At 74.2% G+C, this 20,883-nt stretch carries 20 protein-coding genes; 6 read left to right on the top strand and 14 right to left on the bottom strand.

Features of this window, described 5'->3' with window-relative positions; genetic code table 11:
• The coding region (locus tag ABEA81_RS39295; RefSeq protein WP_345612661.1) for a hypothetical protein at window positions 1-280 on the bottom strand (280 nt) is incomplete at its 3' end.
• Between the two features lie 439 nt (window positions 281-719).
• On the bottom strand, window positions 720-1,289 hold the full coding sequence (locus ABEA81_RS39290) for a TetR/AcrR family transcriptional regulator (protein WP_345612659.1): 570 nt from the start codon (window positions 1,287-1,289) through the stop codon (window positions 720-722).
• Between the two features lie 280 nt (window positions 1,290-1,569).
• Here ABEA81_RS39290 and ABEA81_RS39285 point away from each other — a divergent pair, with 280 nt between their 5' ends.
• Window positions 1,570-2,472, top strand: coding sequence for an NADP-dependent oxidoreductase (locus ABEA81_RS39285; protein WP_345612658.1), 903 nt, complete (start codon window positions 1,570-1,572; stop codon window positions 2,470-2,472).
• Window positions 2,473-2,487: 15 nt separating this feature from the next.
• On the opposite strand, the gene ligD is transcribed toward ABEA81_RS39285, so the two are convergent.
• The 12 genes from ligD to ABEA81_RS39225 are packed head-to-tail and all read right to left on the bottom strand — an operon-like array spanning window position 2,488 to window position 14,904.
• A complete protein-coding gene (gene ligD, locus ABEA81_RS39280) occupies window positions 2,488-3,516 on the bottom strand; it encodes a non-homologous end-joining DNA ligase (protein WP_345612657.1) in 1,029 nt (342 codons plus the stop codon).
• A 35-nt stretch (window positions 3,517-3,551) separates the two neighbouring features.
• Entirely contained in the window at window positions 3,552-4,613 is a 1,062-nt protein-coding gene (locus ABEA81_RS39275; RefSeq protein WP_345612655.1) for an alcohol dehydrogenase catalytic domain-containing protein, read from the bottom strand.
• Complete coding sequence (locus ABEA81_RS39270) at window positions 4,600-5,256, bottom strand: GntR family transcriptional regulator (protein WP_345612653.1); 657 nt, start codon at window positions 5,254-5,256, stop codon at window positions 4,600-4,602. Before ABEA81_RS39270 ends, ABEA81_RS39275 begins: the two co-directional genes overlap by 14 nt.
• The gene (locus ABEA81_RS39265) at window positions 5,253-6,158 is read right to left on the bottom strand and encodes a 2-deoxy-5-keto-D-gluconate 6-phosphate aldolase domain-containing protein (RefSeq protein WP_345612651.1); all 906 of its coding nucleotides are present in this window, start codon (window positions 6,156-6,158) and stop codon (window positions 5,253-5,255) included. The genes ABEA81_RS39270 and ABEA81_RS39265 overlap by 4 nt, the downstream gene beginning before the upstream one ends.
• Window positions 6,155-7,162, bottom strand: a complete 1,008-nt coding sequence (locus ABEA81_RS39260; RefSeq protein WP_345612649.1) for an alcohol dehydrogenase catalytic domain-containing protein — start codon at window positions 7,160-7,162, stop codon at window positions 6,155-6,157. Before ABEA81_RS39260 ends, ABEA81_RS39265 begins: the two co-directional genes overlap by 4 nt.
• Window positions 7,159-7,995, bottom strand: a complete 837-nt coding sequence (locus ABEA81_RS39255) for a carbohydrate ABC transporter permease (protein ID WP_345612647.1) — start codon at window positions 7,993-7,995, stop codon at window positions 7,159-7,161. Before ABEA81_RS39255 ends, ABEA81_RS39260 begins: the two co-directional genes overlap by 4 nt.
• On the bottom strand, window positions 7,988-8,941 hold the full coding sequence (locus tag ABEA81_RS39250; RefSeq protein WP_345612645.1) for a carbohydrate ABC transporter permease: 954 nt from the start codon (window positions 8,939-8,941) through the stop codon (window positions 7,988-7,990). Before ABEA81_RS39250 ends, ABEA81_RS39255 begins: the two co-directional genes overlap by 8 nt.
• A complete protein-coding gene (locus ABEA81_RS39245) occupies window positions 8,938-10,221 on the bottom strand; it encodes an ABC transporter substrate-binding protein (RefSeq protein WP_345612643.1) in 1,284 nt (427 codons plus the stop codon). Before ABEA81_RS39245 ends, ABEA81_RS39250 begins: the two co-directional genes overlap by 4 nt.
• Window positions 10,218-11,378 (bottom strand): 6-phosphofructokinase, encoded by a 1,161-nt coding sequence (locus ABEA81_RS39240; RefSeq protein WP_345612641.1) that lies wholly within the window; start codon window positions 11,376-11,378, stop codon window positions 10,218-10,220. The genes ABEA81_RS39245 and ABEA81_RS39240 overlap by 4 nt, the downstream gene beginning before the upstream one ends.
• Window positions 11,378-12,874, bottom strand: a complete 1,497-nt coding sequence (locus tag ABEA81_RS39235) for an aldehyde dehydrogenase family protein (protein ID WP_345612639.1) — start codon at window positions 12,872-12,874, stop codon at window positions 11,378-11,380. Before ABEA81_RS39235 ends, ABEA81_RS39240 begins: the two co-directional genes overlap by 1 nt.
• A complete protein-coding gene (locus ABEA81_RS39230; RefSeq protein ID WP_345612637.1) occupies window positions 12,871-14,043 on the bottom strand; it encodes a mandelate racemase/muconate lactonizing enzyme family protein in 1,173 nt (390 codons plus the stop codon). Before ABEA81_RS39230 ends, ABEA81_RS39235 begins: the two co-directional genes overlap by 4 nt.
• A 57-nt stretch (window positions 14,044-14,100) precedes the next feature.
• On the bottom strand, window positions 14,101-14,904 hold the full coding sequence (locus ABEA81_RS39225; RefSeq protein WP_345612635.1) for a DeoR/GlpR family DNA-binding transcription regulator: 804 nt from the start codon (window positions 14,902-14,904) through the stop codon (window positions 14,101-14,103).
• A gap of 93 nt (window positions 14,905-14,997) precedes the next feature.
• Between ABEA81_RS39225 and ABEA81_RS39220 the strand changes: the two genes are divergently transcribed.
• The 5 genes from ABEA81_RS39220 (at window position 14,998) to ABEA81_RS39200 (ending at window position 20,881) form a co-directional block, all read left to right on the top strand.
• Window positions 14,998-15,870 carry a hypothetical protein gene (locus ABEA81_RS39220; RefSeq protein ID WP_345612633.1) on the top strand — a complete coding sequence of 291 codons (873 nt, stop codon included), beginning with the start codon at window positions 14,998-15,000 and terminating at the stop codon, window positions 15,868-15,870.
• A gap of 10 nt (window positions 15,871-15,880) precedes the next feature.
• On the top strand, window positions 15,881-16,597 hold the full coding sequence (locus tag ABEA81_RS39215) for a TSUP family transporter (RefSeq protein ID WP_345612631.1): 717 nt from the start codon (window positions 15,881-15,883) through the stop codon (window positions 16,595-16,597).
• The gene (locus ABEA81_RS39210) at window positions 16,594-18,903 is read left to right on the top strand and encodes a molybdopterin-dependent oxidoreductase (RefSeq protein ID WP_345612629.1); all 2,310 of its coding nucleotides are present in this window, start codon (window positions 16,594-16,596) and stop codon (window positions 18,901-18,903) included. Before ABEA81_RS39215 ends, ABEA81_RS39210 begins: the two co-directional genes overlap by 4 nt.
• Window positions 18,904-18,931: 28 nt before the next feature.
• On the top strand, window positions 18,932-19,540 hold the full coding sequence (locus ABEA81_RS39205) for a DsbA family protein (RefSeq protein WP_345612627.1): 609 nt from the start codon (window positions 18,932-18,934) through the stop codon (window positions 19,538-19,540).
• 147 nt (window positions 19,541-19,687) lie between these two features.
• Window positions 19,688-20,881, top strand: a complete 1,194-nt coding sequence (locus ABEA81_RS39200) for an MFS transporter (RefSeq protein ID WP_345612625.1) — start codon at window positions 19,688-19,690, stop codon at window positions 20,879-20,881.
• The last annotated feature ends 2 nt before the right edge of the window (window positions 20,882-20,883 follow it).

Genomic DNA, 20,883 nt, shown 5'->3' with positions numbered 1-20,883 from the left:
CACACGAACGGATCCCGTCACCGGCCCACCCGTCGCGGTCGTCGAACTCGGCCACCAACTGCAGGAAGCGGGCCTGGGCGGCGGCGATGTGCCCGGCCAACCCCAACAGCTCCGATTCCAGATCATCGGTGCTCATTCCCTGCAGCGGGGTGGGCAGCGAAACAATAGCGGCGGCAGACATGGAATTCCCCTGAGTCGGCGTGGTGTTCGACTTCAGGATGACATCGACGTCTGACAATTTTTCTGGCCTCGCAGACTGCGTTCCGCGGAACGCGGTCAACGATGGCAGCAACCACTTCTCGGGAGGACAGGGGAGGGAATCGGGACCACCGGACAGTTGCGTGGGCACCCGGCAGAGACGGGCTCGTCGCAGACGGGCGTGCCCGCCGGTCGGGGACGGCCGCCAGAGCAACCCCAGGGCTCGGTAGTTGTGCCAATCCAGCCACCTCCGCACGCACCCCGCGCAACCGAACGGGCGTGACTGCGTCCGAGACCTCGCTGATGTGGGTGGCGTCGAATCCCGAGGCGATCCGGCTCGCCCGGGCGAGAAAGATCGGCCGAAGATTGCGTTCCGCGGAACGGGTCTGAGGCGCGGGAAAGGAATTGCGACCACAGGATAGTTGCGTAGGCGCCCGGCAGAGATGGTTTCGTCGGGAATGGCGCGCCCTACAGCCGGGAACGGCTGGGTCGATCCGTCGTACCGCCCAGCACCGCCGCGGTCAGCGCACGAGCGGGAGGAAGATCGTGTCGACGATCTCTTCGAGGACGCGGTCGGGTGCGGGGGCGAAGGTCGTGAGCAACTCGTGGCGCAGCAGGTCGAAGGGAAGGGACTTGATGCGTTCGGTGAGGCGTTCGGGTCCGATCTCGCCGCGGTCGACGGCGCGGTCGAAGAGCACGTCGACGGCTTCCTTGCGCCCCGTCGCGACGGGGTCGAGGAGGTCGCCGGGGCTGGTTCCGGTCGCCTGGTGGTAGCCGGCGAGGTGCGCGCTCATGACGGTGAGGAGCTGGACGCGGGTGGCGTTGATCTCCCGCATGAGGGTAAGGATGTCGCCCCGCAGGCTTCCCGTGTCGGGGACGTCGAGGCGGGACTCGCGCAGGACGTGGGCGATGGCCGCCGTGGCCAGCTCCTCGCGGTCGGACCAGCGGCGGTACAGCACCGGTGGGCTCGTGCCCGCGCGCCGGACGACGGCGTCCATGGTGAACCTGGCGTAGCCGTTCTCCGCGAGCTCCTCCCACGCCGCGTCGAGCAGCGCCTTCTCCAGTGCCGCGCCCCGGCGCCGTTCGGGCATCCGCCCTCCTTGGAAAGACTTGTCTATCTTAGCGGCACGCTACCGTGGCACTCGTAAGATAGACCAGCCTATCTAGGAGCGTTCATGCCCGGCGTCGCAGACCCCGGCCGCATCGACCCGGCGCTGTGACGGCTCACCTGCACCCTGATCATCGGTGCCCTCGTCGTCATCTTCGGGCTGGAGCGCGCGGAGATCCCCGGTGCGTGCTGCCGGGCCGATCCCGCCCGGGACCTCAGGCGCAGGGCGCCACGCCGGCGGACCGTCGAGATCGGAGCGAACGATGAGGGGAGTCCGTTTCACCCGCTTCGGCGGGCCGGAGGTCCTCGAGGTGGTGGATCTCCCCGATCCACACCCGGGCCCGGGCCAGGTCCGGATCGTGGTGCGCGCCGCCGGCGTCAACCCGAGCGACTGGAAGAAGCGCGGGGGGCTGATGGACGAGCAACTCCCGCAGACGCTGGGGCACGAAGCGGCGGGCGTGGTCGACGAGCTCGGCGAGGGCGTCGCGGACGTCGCGTTGGGCGACCGCGTGTTCGGCTTCTCCGCCGAGGGGGCTGCCCAGGCCGAGCTGGCGGTGCTGGCCCATTACGCGCCGATCCCGCCATCGCTCGGCTTCCCGGCCGCTGCCGCGCTGCCGGCCGCCGTCGAGACCGCCACGCGCGCGCTCGACCAGCTCGGGGTCGGGAGCGGGAGCACGCTGCTGGTCAACGGCGCGTCCGGGAGCGTCGGCAGCGCCGCGGTCCAGCTCGCCGTGGCGTGCGGCGCGCGCGTGATCGGCACCGCCGGTTCGGCCAACCAGGACTACCTGTGGTCACTGGGAGCCGAGCCCGTCGCCCACGGCGAAGGCGTCGTCGAGCGGGTCCGCGCGCTCGCGCCCGACGGCGTCGACGTCGCACTGGATGTCGCCGGGAACGGGGTGCTTCCCGAGCTCATCGGGCTCGCCGGCGGCGCGGAGCACGTCGTCACGCTCGCCGACGTCGGCGGCGCCCGCGAGCACGGGGTGCGGTTCAGCAGCGGCGACGCCGGCCGTGCGGTCCACGCGCTCGCCGGGATCGGCCGGCTGGTCGAGTCCGGGCGCTTCTCGCTCCGGGTCGCGCGGACCTTCCCGCTCACCGAGGTCGCGCAGGCGCACCGCGCCGGCGAGAACGGTCACGTGCGCGGCAAGCTCGTGCTGCTGGTCGGCTGAGCCGCCGCCCGAGTTTCAGGACTTCTTCGCCCGGCTCGGCGCGACGCGGGGCGGTTCGCCCGGCATCTTGGGGTAGACCGGTGGCCACGGGGCGTCCGGGAGCCCGTCGGCCACATCCCGCCGGTGCAGCGCGAGCAGCGGCTCGAGCGACTGCCGGTGCGCCGACATCCCCGCCCACGGGTCGCCACGCTCGGCGAGCCGGGCCGGGACGGAGCCGATCGTGAGCTCCGGCGGGCTGATCGACACGAGCTCCGCCCAGTCGAACGGGGCGGACACCTGGCCGGTCGGGTTCGCACGGACGCTCCAGGCGCCGAACACGGTCTTGTGCGGGGCGTTCTGGTTGAAGTCGACGAACACCCGGGAGCCCCGCTCCTCCTTCCACCACGCCGCCGTGATCAGGTCGGGTCGGCGCCGCTCGAGCTCGCGGGCCACGGCGACGGCAGCCGACCGCACCTCGATCCCGTCCCAGCGGGGCTGGAGACGGATGTAGACGTGGATGCCGCGGTTGCCGGTGGTCTTCGGGTGGCCTGCGACGCCCAGCTCGTCGAGCAGCGCCTTCGTCTCCGCGGCCGCCTCCCGGATCATCGCGAACGTGACGCCCGGGCTCGGGTCGAGGTCGATCCGCAGCTCGTCGGCGTGCGCGGGGTCGGCGGCGGTGACGGGCCAGACGTGGAAGCCGAGGCAGCCGAGGTTCACGGCCCACAGGACGTGTGCGAGGTCGACGGCGACCAGTGCGTTGGACGTCGTGCCGTTCGGGGTCGACACCACCGTGGTGGTCAGCCACGGGTCGGCCGCGGTGGGCGCGACGCGCTTCTGGAAGAACGACGGGCCGCCCGCGCCCTTGGGGAAGCGCTGCAGCAGCACCGGGCGGCCGCCCATGGCCGCCATCAGGGGCTCCGCCACGGCGAGGTAGTAACGGGCGAGGTCCAGCTTCGTGGCGCCGGTGCCCGGGAACACGACCTTCCCCGGGCTCGTGATCCGCACGTTCCGCCCCGCGACCTCGAGCACCACCGTCTCGTGCGGAACGGTGTCCTCGCCAGCCACGGAGTGACCGTACCGCCGCGCCGGCCGCGGCGTCGTCACCCGCCGAGGGCGGCAGCCTCGCCCGCGGGCGCCACGAACACCTTGTCGACGTCGCCGCGGCGCTGCGCGGCGAGCGCGTCGTCGAACCCGTCGAGGCCGTAGAACGCCGGCGTGAGGTGCTCCAGGCCGAGCCGGGGCAGGAGCGCCACGGCCCGCTGATGGGTCCACGGGTTGATGACCGAGCCCAGGAGCGTGAGCTCGCGGCTGAACAGGTCGTGCGGCCGGACGGCGGCGACGTCGTCCGGTGCCGCGACGCCGAACTCCAGCACCCGGCCGCCCCGGCGCGCCATCGTCAGCGCCTGCTCGAGCACCGTGGACGAGCCGACCGCGTCCACGACGGCCGGGAAGCCCTCCCCGCCGGTGAGGTCGAGCGCGTGACGCAGCTGTTCCGGGTCGCGCGGGTCGATCACCACGTCGGCGCCCATGCGCCGGGCGAGGTCGCGCCGGGCCTCCCGGGTGTCGGCCGCGACGACGGGGGTGGCGCCGAGCAGGCGCCCCAACGCGACCAGGACCGCGCCCGCCGGGCCGGACCCCATGACGAGCAGCGCCTCGCCCGCGACCACGCCGAGGCGGTCCACGGCGTGCACGCAGCACGCCACCGGCTCGCAGAGGGCGCCGACCCACGGCACCGTGTCCGGGGGCAGGACGTAGGCGATCCGCGCCGGCACGATCATGGACTCCGCCATCCCGCCGTCGAGGCGGACGCCGTAGCCGCGCTTGGCAGAGCACAGGTGTTCCTGCCCGGCCCGGCACCACGTGCACGCGGTGCAGTAGTCGTGCGGCTCGACCGTGACGAGGTCGCCCACACGAGGCGTGGTGGCGCCGTCGCCGGCCTCGACGACCCGGCCGCAGACCTCGTGGCCGAGCACCACGCCCGGCTCCGCGGGGAACGAGCCGCCGACGATGTGGGCGTCGGTGCCGCAGACGCCGACGGCGAGCGGGCGCAGCCGCACCTCGTGCGGTGCGAGTGCCCGGTCGGTCCCGGCCGTGAGGCGGACGTCGCCGGGGCCGGCGAAGCGCAGCGACCGGGTGCGGACCCGCGTGTCAGGGGTGGGCACGGAGCAGCTCTTTCAGCCGTGCGATGTGGTGGCGCGCCGCGGCCTCACCCGCGTCCGGGTCACCCGAGGCCAGCGCCTCGAAGATCCGCCGGTGGTCGGCGACGGCCTGGGCCATCCCGCCGGTGACGCTGGTCGAGCGCATCGCGAGCATCACCTGGCCCTGGATCTCCTCGAGCATGCGGGCGAGCACGGGGCTGCCCGCCGCTCGGCGGATCTCGCGGTGGAACGCGGCGTCCACGTCGATGTGGCGGGTGAAGTCGCCCGCGGCGACGACCTCGTCGTGGTCGGCGAGCAGGTCGCGGAGCCTGCGTCGCACGGCCGGGGTGAACCCGGTCGTGGCCAGCCGGGTGGCCATGCCCTCGAGCGCCTCGCGCGCGTCGTAGAGGCTGATGAGGTCCTCGCGGCTCGGCCTGCGCACCACGGCACCCCGGTTGAACGTCTCCTCGGCGAGCCCCTCCCGGACCAGCTGCAGGACGGCGTCCCGCAGGGGGCTGCGGCTCAGGCCGAGCTCCCGCGCGATCGCCGGGACGGACAGCCGCGACCCGGGCGGCAGCTCGCCGGTGAGGATGCGGTCGCGCAGGACGCGGTACACCCGTTCCCCGACGCGCTCGTTGGTGTCGGGGTGCCCGAGCGTGTCGGTCATCTCGTCGCCCCGCCGGCGCCGGCGAGGGGAGCCGCGGTGCGGGACGCGTCGAGGAAGGCATCGACGAAACGGCGGTACCGGGACGCGATCGCCGACACGGCCGCGCCGTGGTCGGTCTCGCCCGCCAGGAGCGCGCGCACGGCGTCCCACCAGATGCTGCGGCCCACCGCGAAGCCCGCGAAGCCGTGCGGGGCCGCCCGCGCCAGCCACGCATCGACCTGTGCCGCCGGGGCGCCTGCGCCGAGCAGCAGGCACGTCGCGTCGTGCGTGGCGGCGAGCGCGACGGCGTCGGCGTAGGCCTGATCCGGACCGAGGCTCTCGAGCTTCCAGACGTCGACCGGGACCTCCGCGGCGATCTCCTCCATCGCGCGCAGGGCCAGACCGGGCCGGACGTCGTCGGCGAACCCCGCGCCCTGCTGCCGCGGGGTCGGCGGGACCAGCAGCTCGAACAGGAACCGGGACCCCGCGTCGCGGACGGCCCGCGCGGTGGCCGCGAGGCGGCGCCGTTGCAGCGCGTTCGCGTCGGGGTCGCCCTCCGGGTTGTAGCGGACGAGCACCTTGGCGAGGTCGGGGGCGTGGTGGGCGAGGTGGGCCGGGACGTCGGCCGGTGCGTCCTCGTACACGTCGAGGCCGGCCCGCTCCAGCGGCATGCTGAGGGTCACGCCCGTGGCGCGGGCCCGCTCCGCCACCCCCGGTCCGAGCTCGTCGTCGACGAGGATGCCCGCGGCCCCGCGGGGGACGCCGCCGTCCACCGCGGCGAGCAGCCCGTCGAGCACGGCGTGCTTGGCGCGGGTTGCGGCGGCCCGCTGGTCCGGGGTGGCGGTGCCGGTGTGGCCCCACAGGGCCTTGGTCAGCCACGGCCGCTGGTCCACGGCGAGGACGAACAGCAGGGGCGCGGTCATGCGGACGCTCCGGAGACGATGTAGGGCTTCAGCAGGTCGCCTGCCACGAAGCGGTCGAAGGCCCGTGCGAGCTCGGGCAGGGTGAGCGGGTGCGCGAGCACGTCGCGCAGGTCGGGGCCGCAGCGGCGCAGCAGGTCCCAGTTGCCCTCCACCTCGGCGAGCGGGAAGTAGAACGAACGGACGGTGAAGCAGTCCGTGCGCCGCCACCGCGGGGTGGCCGGCATCGTGTAGGGCTCGTTCGACTCGCCGAGCGCGAGGACGGCGCCGCCGGGCACGACGACGCGCTGCGCCGCGTCCCGGGCGGGAGCGGCGCCGCTGACCTCCACGGTGACGTCGTACTGGTTCTCCGGGTCCAGGTCCACCCGCGTGCCCGCGCCGAGGCGCCCGGCGAGCGCGAGCCGCCCCGGGTGCGGGTCGAACGCGTCGACGGACTCGATGCCCAGCGCCCGCGCCACCGCCACGACACCGAGACCGAGCGGACCGCACCCGACGACGAGCAGGCGCCGCGGCTGCTCGTCCTGCGTGCGCAGGGCGAGCCGCAGGCCGTGGGCCGCCGTGCCGACGGTGTCGAGGCCGAGCACGGCGACGTCCTGGGGGATGTCGTCCGGTACCGGGAGCGCGCACCGCTCGGGGACGTCGACGACGTCGGCGAACCCGCCGTCGCGCTGCCAGCCGATGAGCTCCCGCAGCTGCAGGCACCGGTTGGTCCGGCCCCGCCGGCACTGGTCGCACCCGCCGCAGAAGACGGGGATGTAGACGATGCAGCGGGTACCGGTGGGCAGCTGCGCGCCCTCGCCGGTCGCCACCACGGTCCCGGCGATCTCGTGGCCCGGCACCACGGGGGAGCCGCTGGCGAGCAGGCGCTTGTCGGAGCCGCAGAGCGCGCACACGTCCACGCGCAGCCGGACCTCGCCCGCGGCGGGCGCGGGCAGGTCGTCGTCGGTGAAGTCGATGACGGCGTCGCCGCGGAAGCGGGCCGAGCGCCGGGTGATCGTCCCCGTCACTTGACCGCCCCGCCGGTGAGCCCGCGCACGAGCCAGCGCTGCGCGAAGATCGTGAGCAGGAGCGCGGGCAGTGAGATGAGCGTGCTGGCCGCCATGAGACCTCCGTAGTCGCTCGCGCCCTGCCCGATGAAGTTGAACGCGATCACCGGCAGCGGCAGCGTGTCGGCGTTCGCCAGCGCCAGGGCGAACAGGAAGTAGTTCCAGGAGAAGATGAAGGAGAGCGTCACGGCGACCGACAGTCCCGGCAGCGCCAGCGGCAGCACGACGTGGCGGAACCGCTGCCACACCGTGCAGCCCTCGAGCATGGCCGCCTCCTCGAGGCTCACCGGGATCTCCTCGAAGAACGGCACCAGCAGCCAGATGCACAGCGGCAGCGTGATGATGAGGTGCGCGGTGACGAGCAGAGCGAAGTTCAGGCCGTTGTTCGAGGGTGCCCCGATCTCCACCGAGAGGACGAACAGGGGGAGCACGAACAGCACGCCGGGGGCCATCCGCGCGAGCAGCATGACGAACCCGATGCTCGCCACCTTCCGGCGGACGATGACGTAGGCGGCGGGCACGCCGAGGGCCAGGCCGAGCAGCGTCGACCCGCCGGCCACGATGAAGCTGTTGCGGATGTAGTAGTAGAAGACGAACCGGTCGAAGAGGTTCGTGAAGTTGTCCAGGGTCAGCGGCGTGGCGAGGGCGAAGATCGAGCCGGTGATGTCGACGTTGCGCCGGAACGCCGACCACAGCATGAACAGGACCGGGCCGAAGAACACCAGCGCCGCGAGCACGTAGAGGGCGTAGACCTGGACGAGCCGGCGCGGGCTGGTCCGGATGGTGTCAGTCAAGGCTGCGCCTCCTGCGCCAGAGGGTGAACGCGCCCGCGATGACGACGACGAGCAGCAGCAGGCTCAGCTGGAGCGCGGCCGCGTAGCTCGTCTGCTGGTCGATGAACGCGGCGCGGTAGCCGTAGACGTTGAGGGTGTTGGTGGAGTTCACCGGCCCGCCCTGGGTCATGATGTAGACGGTGTCGAAGAACCGCACGAGGTCCACCGTGCGCAGCAGCATCGCCACCGAGATCACCGGCGTGAGCAGCGGCAAGCCGACGTGCAGCGCCTTGCGCCACCCCGATGCGCCGTCGATGGACGCGGCCTCGAACGGCTCGGCGGGCAGGGAGCGGATGCCCGCGGCGATGATGAGCGCCATGAAGGGCGTCCACTGCCAGACGTCGACGAGCGCGATCGACCAGAGGGCGATGTCCGGATCCCCCAGCCACACCACGGGGTCGAGCCCGACGGCGGTGAGCAACTGGTTGGCCGCGCCGAGCGTGGGGTCGTAGATGAGCATCCAGACCAGTGCCACCGCCACCGACGCGGTGATCGCCGGGATGAGCATGAGGCCCTGGAACAGCTTGCGGCCCGGGACGTCGATGCTCATCAGGTAGCCGAGCGCGATGCCGAGGACGGTCTCCACGAGCAGGCACCCGACGAAGAGCACCAGCGTGACCCGCACCGAGTTCCAGAACTCCGGTGACTGGGCCATGCGCGCGAAGTTGTCGAGCCCCACGAACCCGGCGTTGGTGCCGTCCCGGCGGAGGTCGGACACCGACAGCCAGACCGTGTACAGGACCGGGAGGACGACCAGCGTCACGGTGACGACCAGCGCCGGCACCATGAGCGGCCAGACCCCGCGGGCCACCGGGGTCACCTCGCCGCCCCGGCGGGACCGCGGCGGCGACGGCGCCGGTGGTGGGGCGGCCGGGGCGGCTGCCTCGCGGGTGGTCACGGTCGTCATCCGTTCGCCAGCTGCGACGCGAGACCGGTCTGGATCTCTGCGGCGGCCGCCTCGGGCGTGGCCTCGCCGAGGATCACCTTCCCGACGGCGTCCCCGATGACCTGGCGCATCGCCGGCGCGTTCGCCCCGACGGGACCGACCTCGACGTTGCCGTTCTCCTGCAGGTCGGCCACCGCCGCGCTCCACTGCTGGAGGGTCGGGGTGTCGAGCGACCCGGTGTAGGCGGGGTCCTGGGACACGGACGTCCGCGGCGGCGCGATGTCGGCCTTGGTGAGCTCGAGCTGCGTCGCGGGGCTCGTGGCCCACTGCATGAACGCCCAGGCCGCGTCCTTGTGCTGGGAGAACGGGGACATCGCGATGCCCCAGGACAGCACCGTGGGCGCGGAACCGGGCACCGGGACGACGCCGACGTGGTCGGCGACGGTGGAGCTGCCCGGGTCGACGAGGCTGTCGAGCTCGTTGCTGGACTCCAGCTCCATCGCGGCCTTGCCCTGGGCGAAGAGCGTGGACGACTCGGTGAACGAGTAGTTGATGACACCGGGCGGCCCGTACTCGCGGGCCAGGGTGGCGTACTGGTCGATGGCCTTGGCGGCCCGCGGGTCGTCGAACGCGGGAGCGCCCTGCCCGGTGGCCCACTCGAGGCCGGTGCCGTGCAGGAAGGGGCCGAACGTGAACGGGAGTGCCGCGGCCGACCCGCGCAGGGTGATCGGCGTGACGTCCGAGGTGCGGCCCTTGATGGCCGCGGCCGTTCCGAGCAGCTCGTCCACCGTCTTCGGTGGCGTGAGGCCCCACTGCTCGAACAGGTCGGTGCGGTAGTACAGGACCGGCCCCTCGACGTTGATCGGCAGGGCGTAGGTCGTGCCGCCGACCTTCATGCCCTCGATGGCGCCGCGGCTGAAGTCGTCGGCCCGGTACTCGGCGGGCGCCTCGGCGAGGCGCTGGTCGAGCGGCTCGTAGTAGCCGGACGAGGCGAAGAGCGGTCCCTCGCGCGACGGGAGGGTCATGTAGACGTCCATCGCGTTGCTGCGGGACTGCAGGTTGAGCTGGACCTTGTCGCGGGTCTGCTGCTCGGCGAACGTCTGCACGTTGACGGTGATGCCGGACTCCTGCTCGAACCGGTCGATGAGCGGCTCGATCCCGCGCTGCCACGGGTGGTTCGACATGACCAGGGTGATCGCCTCGCCACCGCCGTTCGCGGCGTCGGTGGGGTTGCCGCACGCGGGCAGCGCCAGCAGGGCCGCGCCGAGGACGCAGCCGAGGATGCGGGCGGGGGATTTCATGATGCCTCCCGGGCTGTTGCAGCAGTGCACGCTGCCGTGGGGGTCGTGACGAGGGGGGCCAGCCACGTGTGGAAGTCGCCGAGGCGGGCGGGGTCGCGGCGCCTCCAGCGTTCGGGGACACCGCGCACCCGCGCGGCCACGCCGGCGAGCGGGACCAGCGGGTGGTGTGCGCGGTAGCCGGGTCCGGGCAGGCGCTGCACGCCGACCATGACGCGGGTGGGCGCGGTGCGGTCGAGGAGCGTGCGCGCCGCCACGCGCCCCACGTCGACGGCCTCGCGGGCGTCCACGGCGCTGACGAGGTGCGACGAGCAGCGCTGCGCGACTCCGAGCACCTCGCCGCGCGCGGGGAGGCCGAGCTCGGAGGTGACGAGCTCGGCGAGCCGCCGCGCGACGCCGCCGACGAGCAGCGTCGTGTGGTTGGCCGCGTGGATGGGCAGCGCGGTGAGCTCGGCGGCGACGCCCTCGCTGACGACGATGAGCGCGCGGCCCCGGCGTCGGACGAGCCCGGCGACGTCGGCGAGGAACTCCTCGACGTCGAAGCCGAGCTCGGGCAGGTGCACGCGGTGGACGACGTGCTCGTCGTCGCCGGGCACCGGCAGCGTGGCCGCGAGCGCGAGCCAGCCGGTGGCCCGGCCCATCGTCTCGACGATGCGGACCGGCTCGATGGAGACCATCGCGCGGTGGTCGCGGGCGATGTCCTGCGTCGCGGTCGAGACGAACCGCGCCGCGGAGGCGAACCCGGGCGCGTGGTCGACGCCGTCGAGGTCGTTGTCGATGGTCTTCGGCACGCCCACGGTCCGCAGCGGCACCCCGCGCTCGGCGGCGCGGCGGGCCACGGCGTCGAGCAGCGCCATCGTGCCGTTGCCGCCGACGAGGCAGAGCCCGTCGACCCCGCGCCCGGCGAGGCCGGTCACGACGGCGTCGACGTCGTCGGGCGTCATGGCGCGACGCCCGCCGCCGAGCCACGACCCGCCCCGCTCGACCTCGTCGGCGGGCAACCCACCGGGAGGGAGCGGGTCGAGGGCGGAGCGCACCAGCGCGTCCGGGCCACCGCGGGCGACGAGCACCTCGGCGCCCGCGGCCCGGTCGAGGAAGCCTGCGACGCTGCGGTTGACCACCGCGGTCGGTGCCCCGGTCTGGCCGATGACGATGCGCATCAGGAGGTGCTCCCACCGGCGACGGCGGTGGTGCGCCACGCCCGGAAGGCGTCGAGGCCGTGCGGGCCGCCCTCGTACCCGGTGCCGGACCGGCCGAGCCCGCCGAACGGCGCCCCGGGGTAGTTGGGTGTGCCGGTGTTGATCCCGACGATCCCCGCCCGCAGCCGCCCGGCGACCTCCCGCGCGGCGGCGACGTCGGTGCCGCACACGTAGGCCGCCAGCCCGTACCCGGTCGCCCGGTGCTGCGCGACGGCCTCGCCGAGGTCGTCGTAGGCTCTGATGGCCGCGACGGGGCCGAACACCTCGTCCCGGAACACCGCGGCGGACGCGGGTACGTCGACGAGCACGGCCGGGGCGAACCAGTGCCCCTGCCCGGGCACGGAGGCCCGGGTGCCGGCGACCCGCGCGCCGGCGGTGACCGCGTCGTCCACGAGCGCGGCCAGCCGGGCCGGGTCGCCCGCGGGCGCGAGCGGGCCGACGTCGGTGCCGTCGTCGAGCGGGTCGCCCACGACGAGCCGCTCGGTGGCGGCGACGAAGGCGTCGACGAACGCGTCGGCGACCTCGCGCGCCACGAAGATCTGGTTCGCGGCGATGCAGGACTGCCCGTTGTTGCGGTACTTCGCCACGAGCAGCGTCCGCACCGCATCCTCGATGTCGGCGTCGGGCAGCACCACGAACGGCGCGCACCCGCCGAGCTCGAGCACGGTGCGCAGGAACCGGGGCGCCGCCGCGGCGGCGACGAGCCTGCCGACCCGCGTGGAGCCGGTGAACGAGACGGCCTGCACGTCCGGGTGGGCGAGCCACGGGTCCACGACGTCCGCGGGCTCGCCGAGCACGGTGTTCACCGTGCCCGCCGGCAGGTGGCGGTCGAGCACGGCGGTGAGGACCATCGACGACAGCGGTGCCACCTCGGACGGCTTGAACAGCACCGTGCACCCGGCGGCGAGCGCGGGGGCGATCTTGCGCGCCGGGATGGACACCGGGAAGTTCCACGGCGTGAGCACCGCGGCCACGCCGAGCGGCTGCGGCTCGACGTGGTGCGTGGTGCCGGCGACCGCGTCGAGCGCGCGCTCCCGCCCCTCTTCGACGAGGTCGGCCATGACGCGGAAGTAGACGGCCGACAGGCCCAGCTCCCCGCGGGACTCGGCGAGCCGCTTGCCGGTCTCCCGGGTGACGAGGGCGGGCCAGGCATCGGACGCCGCCGCGGCCTCGAGCTCGGCGGCGACGGAACGCAGCACGGCGGCCCGGTCGGGGGCGGGCGTCGCGGACCAGGCCGGCAGCGCCCGCGCGGCGGCAGCGGCGGCGTCGTCCGCGTCCCGCCGCCCCCCGACGGACACCTCGGTCCACGGCAGGCCGTCGACGGGCCCGACGATCGGGCGCCGGGACGACGTCGCGCGGCGGTGGCCGTCGACGACGACGGCCGCCGGGTCGGTCAGCACCTCGCCGACGATCGCGTCGGTGTCGCTGACGACGGCGCTGCTCACCACGGTGCTCACAGGTGTTCCTCCAGGTCGCGGAGCGGGTCGAGGTCGACGTCGACGCCGAGTCCGGGCCCGTCCGGGACGCGGACGGTCCCGTGGCCGGTCAGCAGGTGGTCGACTGCCGCGCGCAGCCGGTTGCCGCGCACGTCCCACTCGACGGCGGTGGTGGCCGGCACGGCCGCGGCGACCTGCAGGGTGGCCGCCGCGGCCACGGCGCCGTTGTAGAGGTGCGGGTTGACGGTGGTGCCGGTCCCCGCCGCGAGCGCGGCGACCCGCAGGTACTCGGTCGGGCCGCCCACCTTCGACAGGTCGGGCTGGACGATGTCCACGGATCCCCGCTCCAGGTAGGCCGCGAAGGCGGCGGCGCCGTAGAGGTTCTCGCCGGTGGCCAGGGGCAGTCCGCCGCGGCGGCGGAGCTCGGCGAGCTCGGCCGGGTCGTCACCGGTGATCGGCTCCTCCAGCCACTCCAGGCCCGCGTCCCGCAGCGCGGGGACGACGGCGAGCGCCTCCTCGAGCGACCATGCCTGGTTGGCGTCGCCGTAGAGCCGGACCCCGTCGCCCAGCACGCGGCGCGCGGTGCGCAGGTTCTCCAGGTCCCGGTCCCGCCCGAATCCGAGCTTGACCTTTACGGCCGTGTGCCCCGCGCCCGCGCAGCGTTCCGCGGTCGCCGCGACGCCGTCCGGGCCCAGGCTGGAGGCGTACACGGGAAGTTCTCGCCGCACCGCCGTCCCCGCGAGCAGGACCGCGAGCGGCACGCCCGCGTGCCGGGCGGCCAGGTCCCACAGCGCCGTGTCGACGCCGCTGATCGCCTGGTGCACCGGCCCCGGGGCGCCCCACTGCCGGCCGAGTGGTCGCAGGGCGGCCCCGAGCAGCGCGTGCGCCTCGGCAGGCGTCGCGAGGGTGCGGCCCACGAGCAGGGGTGCGACCCCTTCGGCGACGGTCGCCGCGCGCTCGCGCCACGCCCACGCCGGGTAGTTCAGCCACGTCTCGCCGAGGCCGCGCCTGCCGTCCTCGAGCTCCACCTCGACCACGCCCATGGACCGGTGGGTCATGGGCGCGAAGGACATCGCGACTCCGTCGACGACCGGGCTGCGGAACACCCGCAGCCGGACCGCGGCGACGGGGGACGCCGGCAGCGGGACGTCCCCGACCGCAGTCGCCGACGTTTGTTCGGAAGTGAACATTGCATGCAGTGTGGGTGGCCACGGGGGTGCTGTCAAGGGACCGCGCCCGCGCACCGGTCAGCGGGCGACGACGACCCGGGTGCCCGCCTCGTTCAGGCGCCGGGTCAGCCCGTCGCTCAGCGGGGCGTCGGTCACCACGGTGTCGATGCGGTCCAGGTCGCAGACGCGCACGGTGCCCGGGCCCCCCTCCTTCGAGGCGTCGCAGACCAGCACGACGTCCTCGGCGGCGTCGAGCAGCGCGCGTTTGACGCTGAGCTCCAGCTCGGAACGGACGTAGACGCCGCGGGCGTCGATGCTGCTCACGCCGAGCACGAACGTGCGCAGCCGCAGGCCCTGCGCGAACTGGGCGGCACTCGGGCCGATGAGGGCCTGGTTGTCGTGCAGCATCTCCCCGCCGACCGCGATCACGCGGGTCGACGTGCGGGGGAGCAGGGCGGCCAGCACGGGAACCGAGTGCGTCACCACGCAGCCGCAGAAGTCCTCCGGCAGCGCGTGGGCCACCTCGAGGGCCGTCGTGCCGGCGTCGACGCCCACCGTGTCGTGGGCCGCGACCATCGCGGCGGCCGCCGCTCCGATGCGCCGCTTGGCCTCGGCGTTCTCGAGCGCCCTCGCCCCGAAGACCGGTCGGCCGTGCGAACCGGCCGGCAGGCTCGCGCCGCCGTGCACGAGGGTCGCGTCGCCGGTGGAGGCCAGGCGGCGCAGGTCGCGGCGCACGGTCATCTCCGACACGCCGAGGGCCTGGCTCACCTCCGAGACCGAGATGTGCCCGCTCTCCCGCAGCCGTTCCAGGATCGCGTCGCGGCGGCGTGGAGCGGCGTCGTAGCGCAGGGCACCGGTCGCGGGCTCCGTCGGGTCGCTCACGGACCGGATGTTAGTCGTGGCTCGGATCGCACAGTGGATGATAGATTTCGAACATCCATCCACCTGCTCGTCGGAACCGCTGGAGAGCCTGCTGTGACCGGTCACCCTGCCCTGAAGCGCCTCGCCCGCCCGTCCGGCGGGCTCGCCATGCTGGCCGTCGACCAGCGGGAGGCCCTGCGGGCGATGATCGCGGAGCGGACCGGTGCCCCGGTACCCGACGAGGACGTCACGGCGTTCAAGGTGGCGGCGGCCCGCGCCCTCACGCCGCACGCCTCGGCCGTTCTGGTCGACCCGCAGTTCGGCTGGGACGCCGTGCTCGCCGCGGGCGCGGTCGACCCGTCGTGCGCGCTCATCGCCGCGGCCGACCAGTTCGTCCCCGGCGAGCACGAGTTCGTGCGGGACTCCGTGCTCGACGCGTCCCTCGACCTCGACGCGCTCGCCGCGCAGGGAGCGGTGGCGCTCAAACTGCTCGTCGTCTGGCGGCCCGACGGCGACCGGGACCGCCGCGTGGCGATGGTCCGCGACTTCGTCGCCCGCTGCCGGCAGCGCGACCTCGTGAGCATCATCGAGCCCGTGTCGCGCGCGCCGTTGGCCGGTGGGGATTTCGACGCCGACGCCGGCATCCTCGCGGCCGCCCGCGAGCTCGGCGACCTGGGCGCCGACGTCTACAAGACCGAGGTGCCGACCCACGGCCACGGCACCGACGCCGAGATCCTCCAGGGCTGCCGGCGCATCGACGACCTCGTCGGCGGCGCCTGGGTGGTGCTCTCCTCCGGGGTGCCGGCGGCCCGGTTCCCCGACGCCGTGCGGCTCGCCTGCGAGGCCGGGGCCTCCGGGTTCCTCGCCGGGCGCGCGGTGTGGGCGTCCGTCGTCGGCAGCCCCCGGCTCGAGGAGGATCTCGAGGAGGTCGCCGTGCCCGCACTGCAGCGCCTCGTCCGGGTGGTCGACGACGCCGCCGGCCGGTGACCCGGCGGTCGTGGAGCTGGTCCTCGCGGTCGGCGCCGTCGTCGTCGGGGCGGTCCTCCAACGCAGCACCGGCCTCGGCTTCGCCCTCGTGTCGGGGCCGTTGCTCGTGCTCGTGCTCGGGCCGTACGAGGGCGTGGCACTGGCGAACCTGCTGTCGCTGCTGACGTCCTCCCTCGTGCTGGCCGCGACGTGGCGGACCGTCGAGGTGCGGGCAGCGGCCATGCTGAGCGCCGGTGCCGTGGTCGCGATCGTGCCGGGAGCGGCGCTCGCCAGGGCGCTGCCCGATCCCGTGCTGCTCGTCGTCGTGGGCGGGCTCGCGGCCGGCGCGGCTGGTCTCGTGGCCGCCGGGTGCCGCTTCCCCGGCCTCGTGCGGCCGTCGGGGAGCCTCGTCGCCGGGTTCGTGTCCGGGTTCAGCAACGTCACCGCCGGGGTCGGCGGGCCGGCGCTCGCGGTCTACGGCGCGAGCACGCGCCTGCCGGCCGCCGGCTTCGTGCCCACGGTGCAGGTCGTCGGCATCGTCACCAACGCGCTGTCGCTCGCCGTCAAGCACGACGCCCACCTGCCCGGAGGGCTCGTTCTCGGTTGCGTCGTCGCGGTGCTGGCGGGCACGCTCGGTGGCCGGTGGATCGCCGGTCTGCTCGGGGAGCGGGCGGGCCGGTCCGTCGTACTGTCCCTCGCCATCGCCGGTGGCGCCCTCTCGGTGCTCAAAGGAATGCTCGCCTCGTGACAGCGCGCCTCGTGAAAGCGCACAGCTCCCACCTCTCCCACTGGGGGATCTTCGACGCCGCCGAGACGGCGGCCGGGCTCGACGTCCGGCCGGACCCGGGCGACCCGGACCCCGCCCACACCCTGCTGCGGAACGTCCCGGCGATGCTCGACGAACGGGTGCGGGTGCTGGTCCCGCACGTGCGACGGGGTTTCCTGGAGCGGGGTGCCGGCCCGGACGAGCGGCGGGGGTACGACGACTACGTGCCGGTCGCATGGGAGCGGGCGCTGTCGCTGGCGGCCGGTGAGCTCGAACGGTGCCGCTCGACGTACGGCAACGCCTCGATCTTCGGTGGCTCCTACGGCTGGGGGAGCGCGGGCCGGTTCCACCACGCGCAGAGCCAGGTCCACCGGTTCCTCAACGTCCTGGGCGGTTACACGCGCTCGGTCGAGACCTACAGCCTCGGTGCCGCCCGGCCGCTGCTGCGCCGCATCGTCGGCAGCGACGACCCGATCATGCGGCCCACCAGCTTGCCGGTGCTGGCCGAGCACACCGGGCTGTTCGTCTGCTTCGGCGGCATTCCGGCCAAGAACGCCCAGGTCAACGATGGTGGGGTCGCCCGGCACACCACGATCGGACACCTGCGCCGCGCGCGGGAGCGGGGCGCCCGGTTCGTGCTGGTCTCACCCCTGCGGGACGACCTCGTCGATGACCTCGACGCGGAGTGGATCGTCCCGATCCCGGGCACCGACACGGCGCTGATGCTCGGGCTGGCGCACACGCTCGTCCGGCGCGGCCTGCACGACGCGGAGTTCCTCCGCACCCACTGCGTCGGGTTCGACGAGTGGTGGGCCTACCTGGACGGGCGCACCGACGGTGTGGTGCGCGACGCCGCGTGGGCGTCCGGGATCTGCGGGGTCGCCGAGGAGCGGATCGCCGCGCTGGCGCAGGAGATGGCCGCGCACCGCACGATGATCACGCTCAGCTGGTCGCTGCAGCGGGCGCGGTACGGCGAGCAGCCGCTGTGGGCGGGCATCGCCCTGGCCTGCGTGCTCGGCCAGATCGGTCTGCCCGGCGGGGGAGTGGGGCACGGCTACGGGTCGATGGCCGGGATCGGCGGCCCGCGGGTCGACGGCCCGCTGCCGACGCTGCGGCAGGGGCAGAACGCCGTCCGGGACTTCATCCCGGTGGCGCGGATCGCGGACATGCTGCTGCACCCGGGCGCCGGGTTCGACTTCGACGGTGCCCGGCTGCGGTACCCGGACATCCGGCTCGTCTACTGGGCGGGCGGCAACCCGTTCCACCACCACCAGGATCTGGCCCGGCTGCGGCGGGCGTTCTCCCGGCCGGAGACGGTGATCGTCCACGAGCAGTTCTGGACGGCGACCGCGCGCCACGCCGACATCGTCCTCCCCGCCTCCACCACCCTGGAGCGGGACGACATCGGCTGCGCCCGCGGGAGCGACGCGCTGGTCGCCATGCCACGGGTCACCGAATCCCGGGGCGAGGCGCGGTCCGACTTCGCGATCTTCCGCGCCCTGGCCGACGAGCTCGGCGTGGGGAAGGAGTTCGACGAGGGCCGCGACGAGCGGGAATGGCTCGAGCACCTGTACGAGAGCTGGCGGGACGCGCTACCGGATGGCGACGACCCCGGGCTCGACTTCGCGGGGTTCTGGGCGAAGGGCCGGATCGAGGTTCCGGGCGTCACGCGGCACCGGGTCCTCTACGCCGACTTCCGCGCCGGCCCGGCGGCCCACCCGCTACCCACCCCGAGCGGCCGGATCGAGATCTCCTCGAGCACGATCGCGTCCTTCGGCTACGACGACTGCCCCGGCCACCCCACCTGGCTCGCACCCGAGTTCCTCGCCGACCCGCCGGGCACGGGCCCCTACCCGCTGTTCCTGGTGGCGAACAACCCGGCCACCCGCCTGCACAGCCAGCTCGACCACGGCGCCGGCAGCGCGGGCGCGAAGGTGGCGGGGCGCGAGCCGGTGCGGATGCACCCCGGCGACGCGGCCGCGCGCGGGCTGGTGGCGGGCGAGGTCGTGCTCGTGGAGAGCCGGGTCGGCAGCGTGCTCGCCGGGCTGGTGCCGTCCACGGACGTCGCGCCCGGCGTCGTGCAGCTCTCGACGGGGGCGTGGTTCGACCCGAGCGCCCCCGACGTCGCCACCTGCGTGCACGGCAACCCGAACGCGGTCACCACCGACATCGGCACCTCGCGGCTCGCGCAGGGCTGCACCGGGCAGCTCTCCCGGGTCGAGGTGCGCGCGGCACCCGCGCCGTTGCCACCGGTACGGGCCCACGAACCCCCGGTCGACCCGGAATAGGGCGGTTCCCGCAGGTGCTGAGGCACTCATGGCGACCTCTTTCTCCGTGACCTGGGACTACCGCTGCCCGTTCGCCCGCAACGCCCACGAGCACCTCCTCACGGGGCTCGCGGCCGGCGCCGACTGGGATGTGCGGTTCCTCCCGTTCTCGCTCGGGCAGGCGCACGTCGAGGAGGGCGGGGTGAGCGTGTGGGACAACCCCGCCGACGACTCCGGGATCCTCGCGCTCCAGGCCGGGGTCGTGGTCCGGGACGAGTACCCCGACCTGTTCCCGGCGGTGCACCGCGCGCTGTTCGCGGCCCGGCACGACGACGGCCTGCACCTGGAGGACCGGGCGGTCGTCGAGAAGGTGCTCACCGAGCAGGGCGCTCCGGCCTCGGCGGTGTTCGAGCGGGTCGACTCGGGGTCGGCGCTCGCGACGGTGCGCGAGGAGCACGAGGGCTACGTCGCCTCGCACACGGTGTGGGGCGTGCCGACGTTCATCGCGGGGGACGAGGCCGTGTTCGTCCGGCTGATGGACCGCGCTCCGCTCGGGAGCGAGCCGGCACCGTCGATCAAGGCGATCGAGCGGGTCGTGGACCTGCTCACGGGCTGGCCGGAGCTCAACGAGTTCAAGCACACGGTCGTCCGCCGCTGATCCCGACCCGTGAGTGGATACGAGTGCTCCGGCACTCGTATCCACTCACGACCGTCACGAGGCCGGCTTGCGCGGCAGGCCGGGCGGGTTCACCTCCGCCCCGTCGTTCGGGTGCCGCCGCCCGCGCGTGATCCGTACGGTGTCGGCATGGGGGGTCCGACCTACCGGTGGTGGATGGTCGCCGCGCTCGCCGTGACGGCCACGGCGGGCTACGGGGTTCTTACGTACGCGTTCGCCGTGCTGCTGGTGCCGATGCAGGAGGCGCTGGGCGCGGACCGGACCGCGGTGACCGGCGCCCAGACCGTGGCGCTGCTGGCGACGGCACTGGCCTCGGTGCCGGCCGGGCGCTGGCTCGACCGGCGCGGCGGCCGCGCGCTGATGGCCGGGTGCTCGGTCCTCGCCACGCTGTTCGTGCTCGCGTGGTCGCAGGTGACGAGCGTCCCCGCCCTGTACGCGGTGTCGTTCGGGCTCGGCGTCGCCTCGGCGGGCGTCCTGTACGAGGCGGCGTTCGCCGTCGTGGTCACCTGGTTCCGCGATCAGCGGCGCGGTACCGCGATGCTGGTGATCACGGTCGTCGGCGGCTTCGCGTCGACGATCTTCATGCCGCTCACGGCCGTCCTCGTCGAGGCGTACGGCTGGCGGCAGGCGCTCGTCGTGCTCGCCGTGATCTACGGCGGGCTCACCATCCCGCTGCACCTGCTGGTCCGGCGGCCGCGGGACCTCGTACCGCAGCGTCGTGAGGCGCGGCAGAACAGCGCGCGCGCCGTGCGCGACCCGGGGTACTGGCTGATCAGCGGCGTCTTCGTCGCCCAGGGGGTCGGCATCTTCGTGGTCGGCGTGCACCTCGTCGCGTACCTGCGCGAGCTCGGTCACGCACCGACCGTCGCCGCGAACGTCGCGGGCCTGCTCGGCATCATGTCGGTCACCGGGCGCGTGGTGACGACGGTCGCCGCTCGCCGGTACGGCACGGCCGTGGTGGCCGTCGTCTTCGTCCTCCAGGCGGCCGGGCTGGCGCTGCTGCCGGTGGTGGGGCAGGGGTTGGTGCCCGCGGTCGGGTGCGTGCTGGCCGTCGGGCTGGGCTTCGGGGTCAGCACCATCGCCCGTCCGGCGCTGCTCGCCGAGCGCTACGGCGTCGCGGGCTACGCCACCCTGGCCGGGCTGATGGCCGCGATCCTCACGGTGACCAAGGCGCTCGCGCCGCTGGGCGCCGCATGGCTGCGCACCGCCGCGGGGAGCTACACGCCGGTCATGGTGATCTCCGCGGCCGGCGGGATCCTCGGTGCCGCCGGGCTGCTCGCGCTCCGCCCCGCGCGCTCGGCCACCCGAACGCCCGTTGCCTGAGC

Origin of the sequence: Pseudonocardia adelaidensis, from assembly GCF_039543345.1 — a bacterium.
Taxonomy (GTDB): domain Bacteria; phylum Actinomycetota; class Actinomycetes; order Mycobacteriales; family Pseudonocardiaceae; genus Pseudonocardia; species Pseudonocardia adelaidensis.
The sequence above is the reverse complement of the archived record's forward strand: the minus strand, read 5'-3'. Positions and strand labels throughout refer to the sequence as shown.

What these genes read in the sequence shown, in the direction of transcription:
- ABEA81_RS39290 (WP_345612659.1), bottom strand. Translation starts at nt 1,289, where the DNA reads ATGCCCGAACGGCGCCGGGGCGCGGCACTGGAGAAGGCGCTGCTCGAC.
- ABEA81_RS39285 (WP_345612658.1), top strand. Translation starts at nt 1,570, where the DNA reads ATGAGGGGAGTCCGTTTCACCCGCTTCGGCGGGCCGGAGGTCCTCGAG.
- ABEA81_RS39270 (WP_345612653.1), bottom strand. Translation starts at nt 5,256, where the DNA reads ATGACCGACACGCTCGGGCACCCCGACACCAACGAGCGCGTCGGGGAA.
- ABEA81_RS39265 (WP_345612651.1), bottom strand. Translation starts at nt 6,158, where the DNA reads ATGACCGCGCCCCTGCTGTTCGTCCTCGCCGTGGACCAGCGGCCGTGG.
- ABEA81_RS39250 (WP_345612645.1), bottom strand. Translation starts at nt 8,941, where the DNA reads ATGACGACCGTGACCACCCGCGAGGCAGCCGCCCCGGCCGCCCCACCA.
- ABEA81_RS39245 (WP_345612643.1), bottom strand. Translation starts at nt 10,221, where the DNA reads ATGAAATCCCCCGCCCGCATCCTCGGCTGCGTCCTCGGCGCGGCCCTG.
- ABEA81_RS39240 (WP_345612641.1), bottom strand. Translation starts at nt 11,378, where the DNA reads ATGCGCATCGTCATCGGCCAGACCGGGGCACCGACCGCGGTGGTCAAC.
- ABEA81_RS39230 (WP_345612637.1), bottom strand. Translation starts at nt 14,043, where the DNA reads ATGTTCACTTCCGAACAAACGTCGGCGACTGCGGTCGGGGACGTCCCG.
- ABEA81_RS39205 (WP_345612627.1), top strand. Translation starts at nt 18,932, where the DNA reads ATGGCGACCTCTTTCTCCGTGACCTGGGACTACCGCTGCCCGTTCGCC.
- ABEA81_RS39200 (WP_345612625.1), top strand. Translation starts at nt 19,688, where the DNA reads ATGGGGGGTCCGACCTACCGGTGGTGGATGGTCGCCGCGCTCGCCGTG.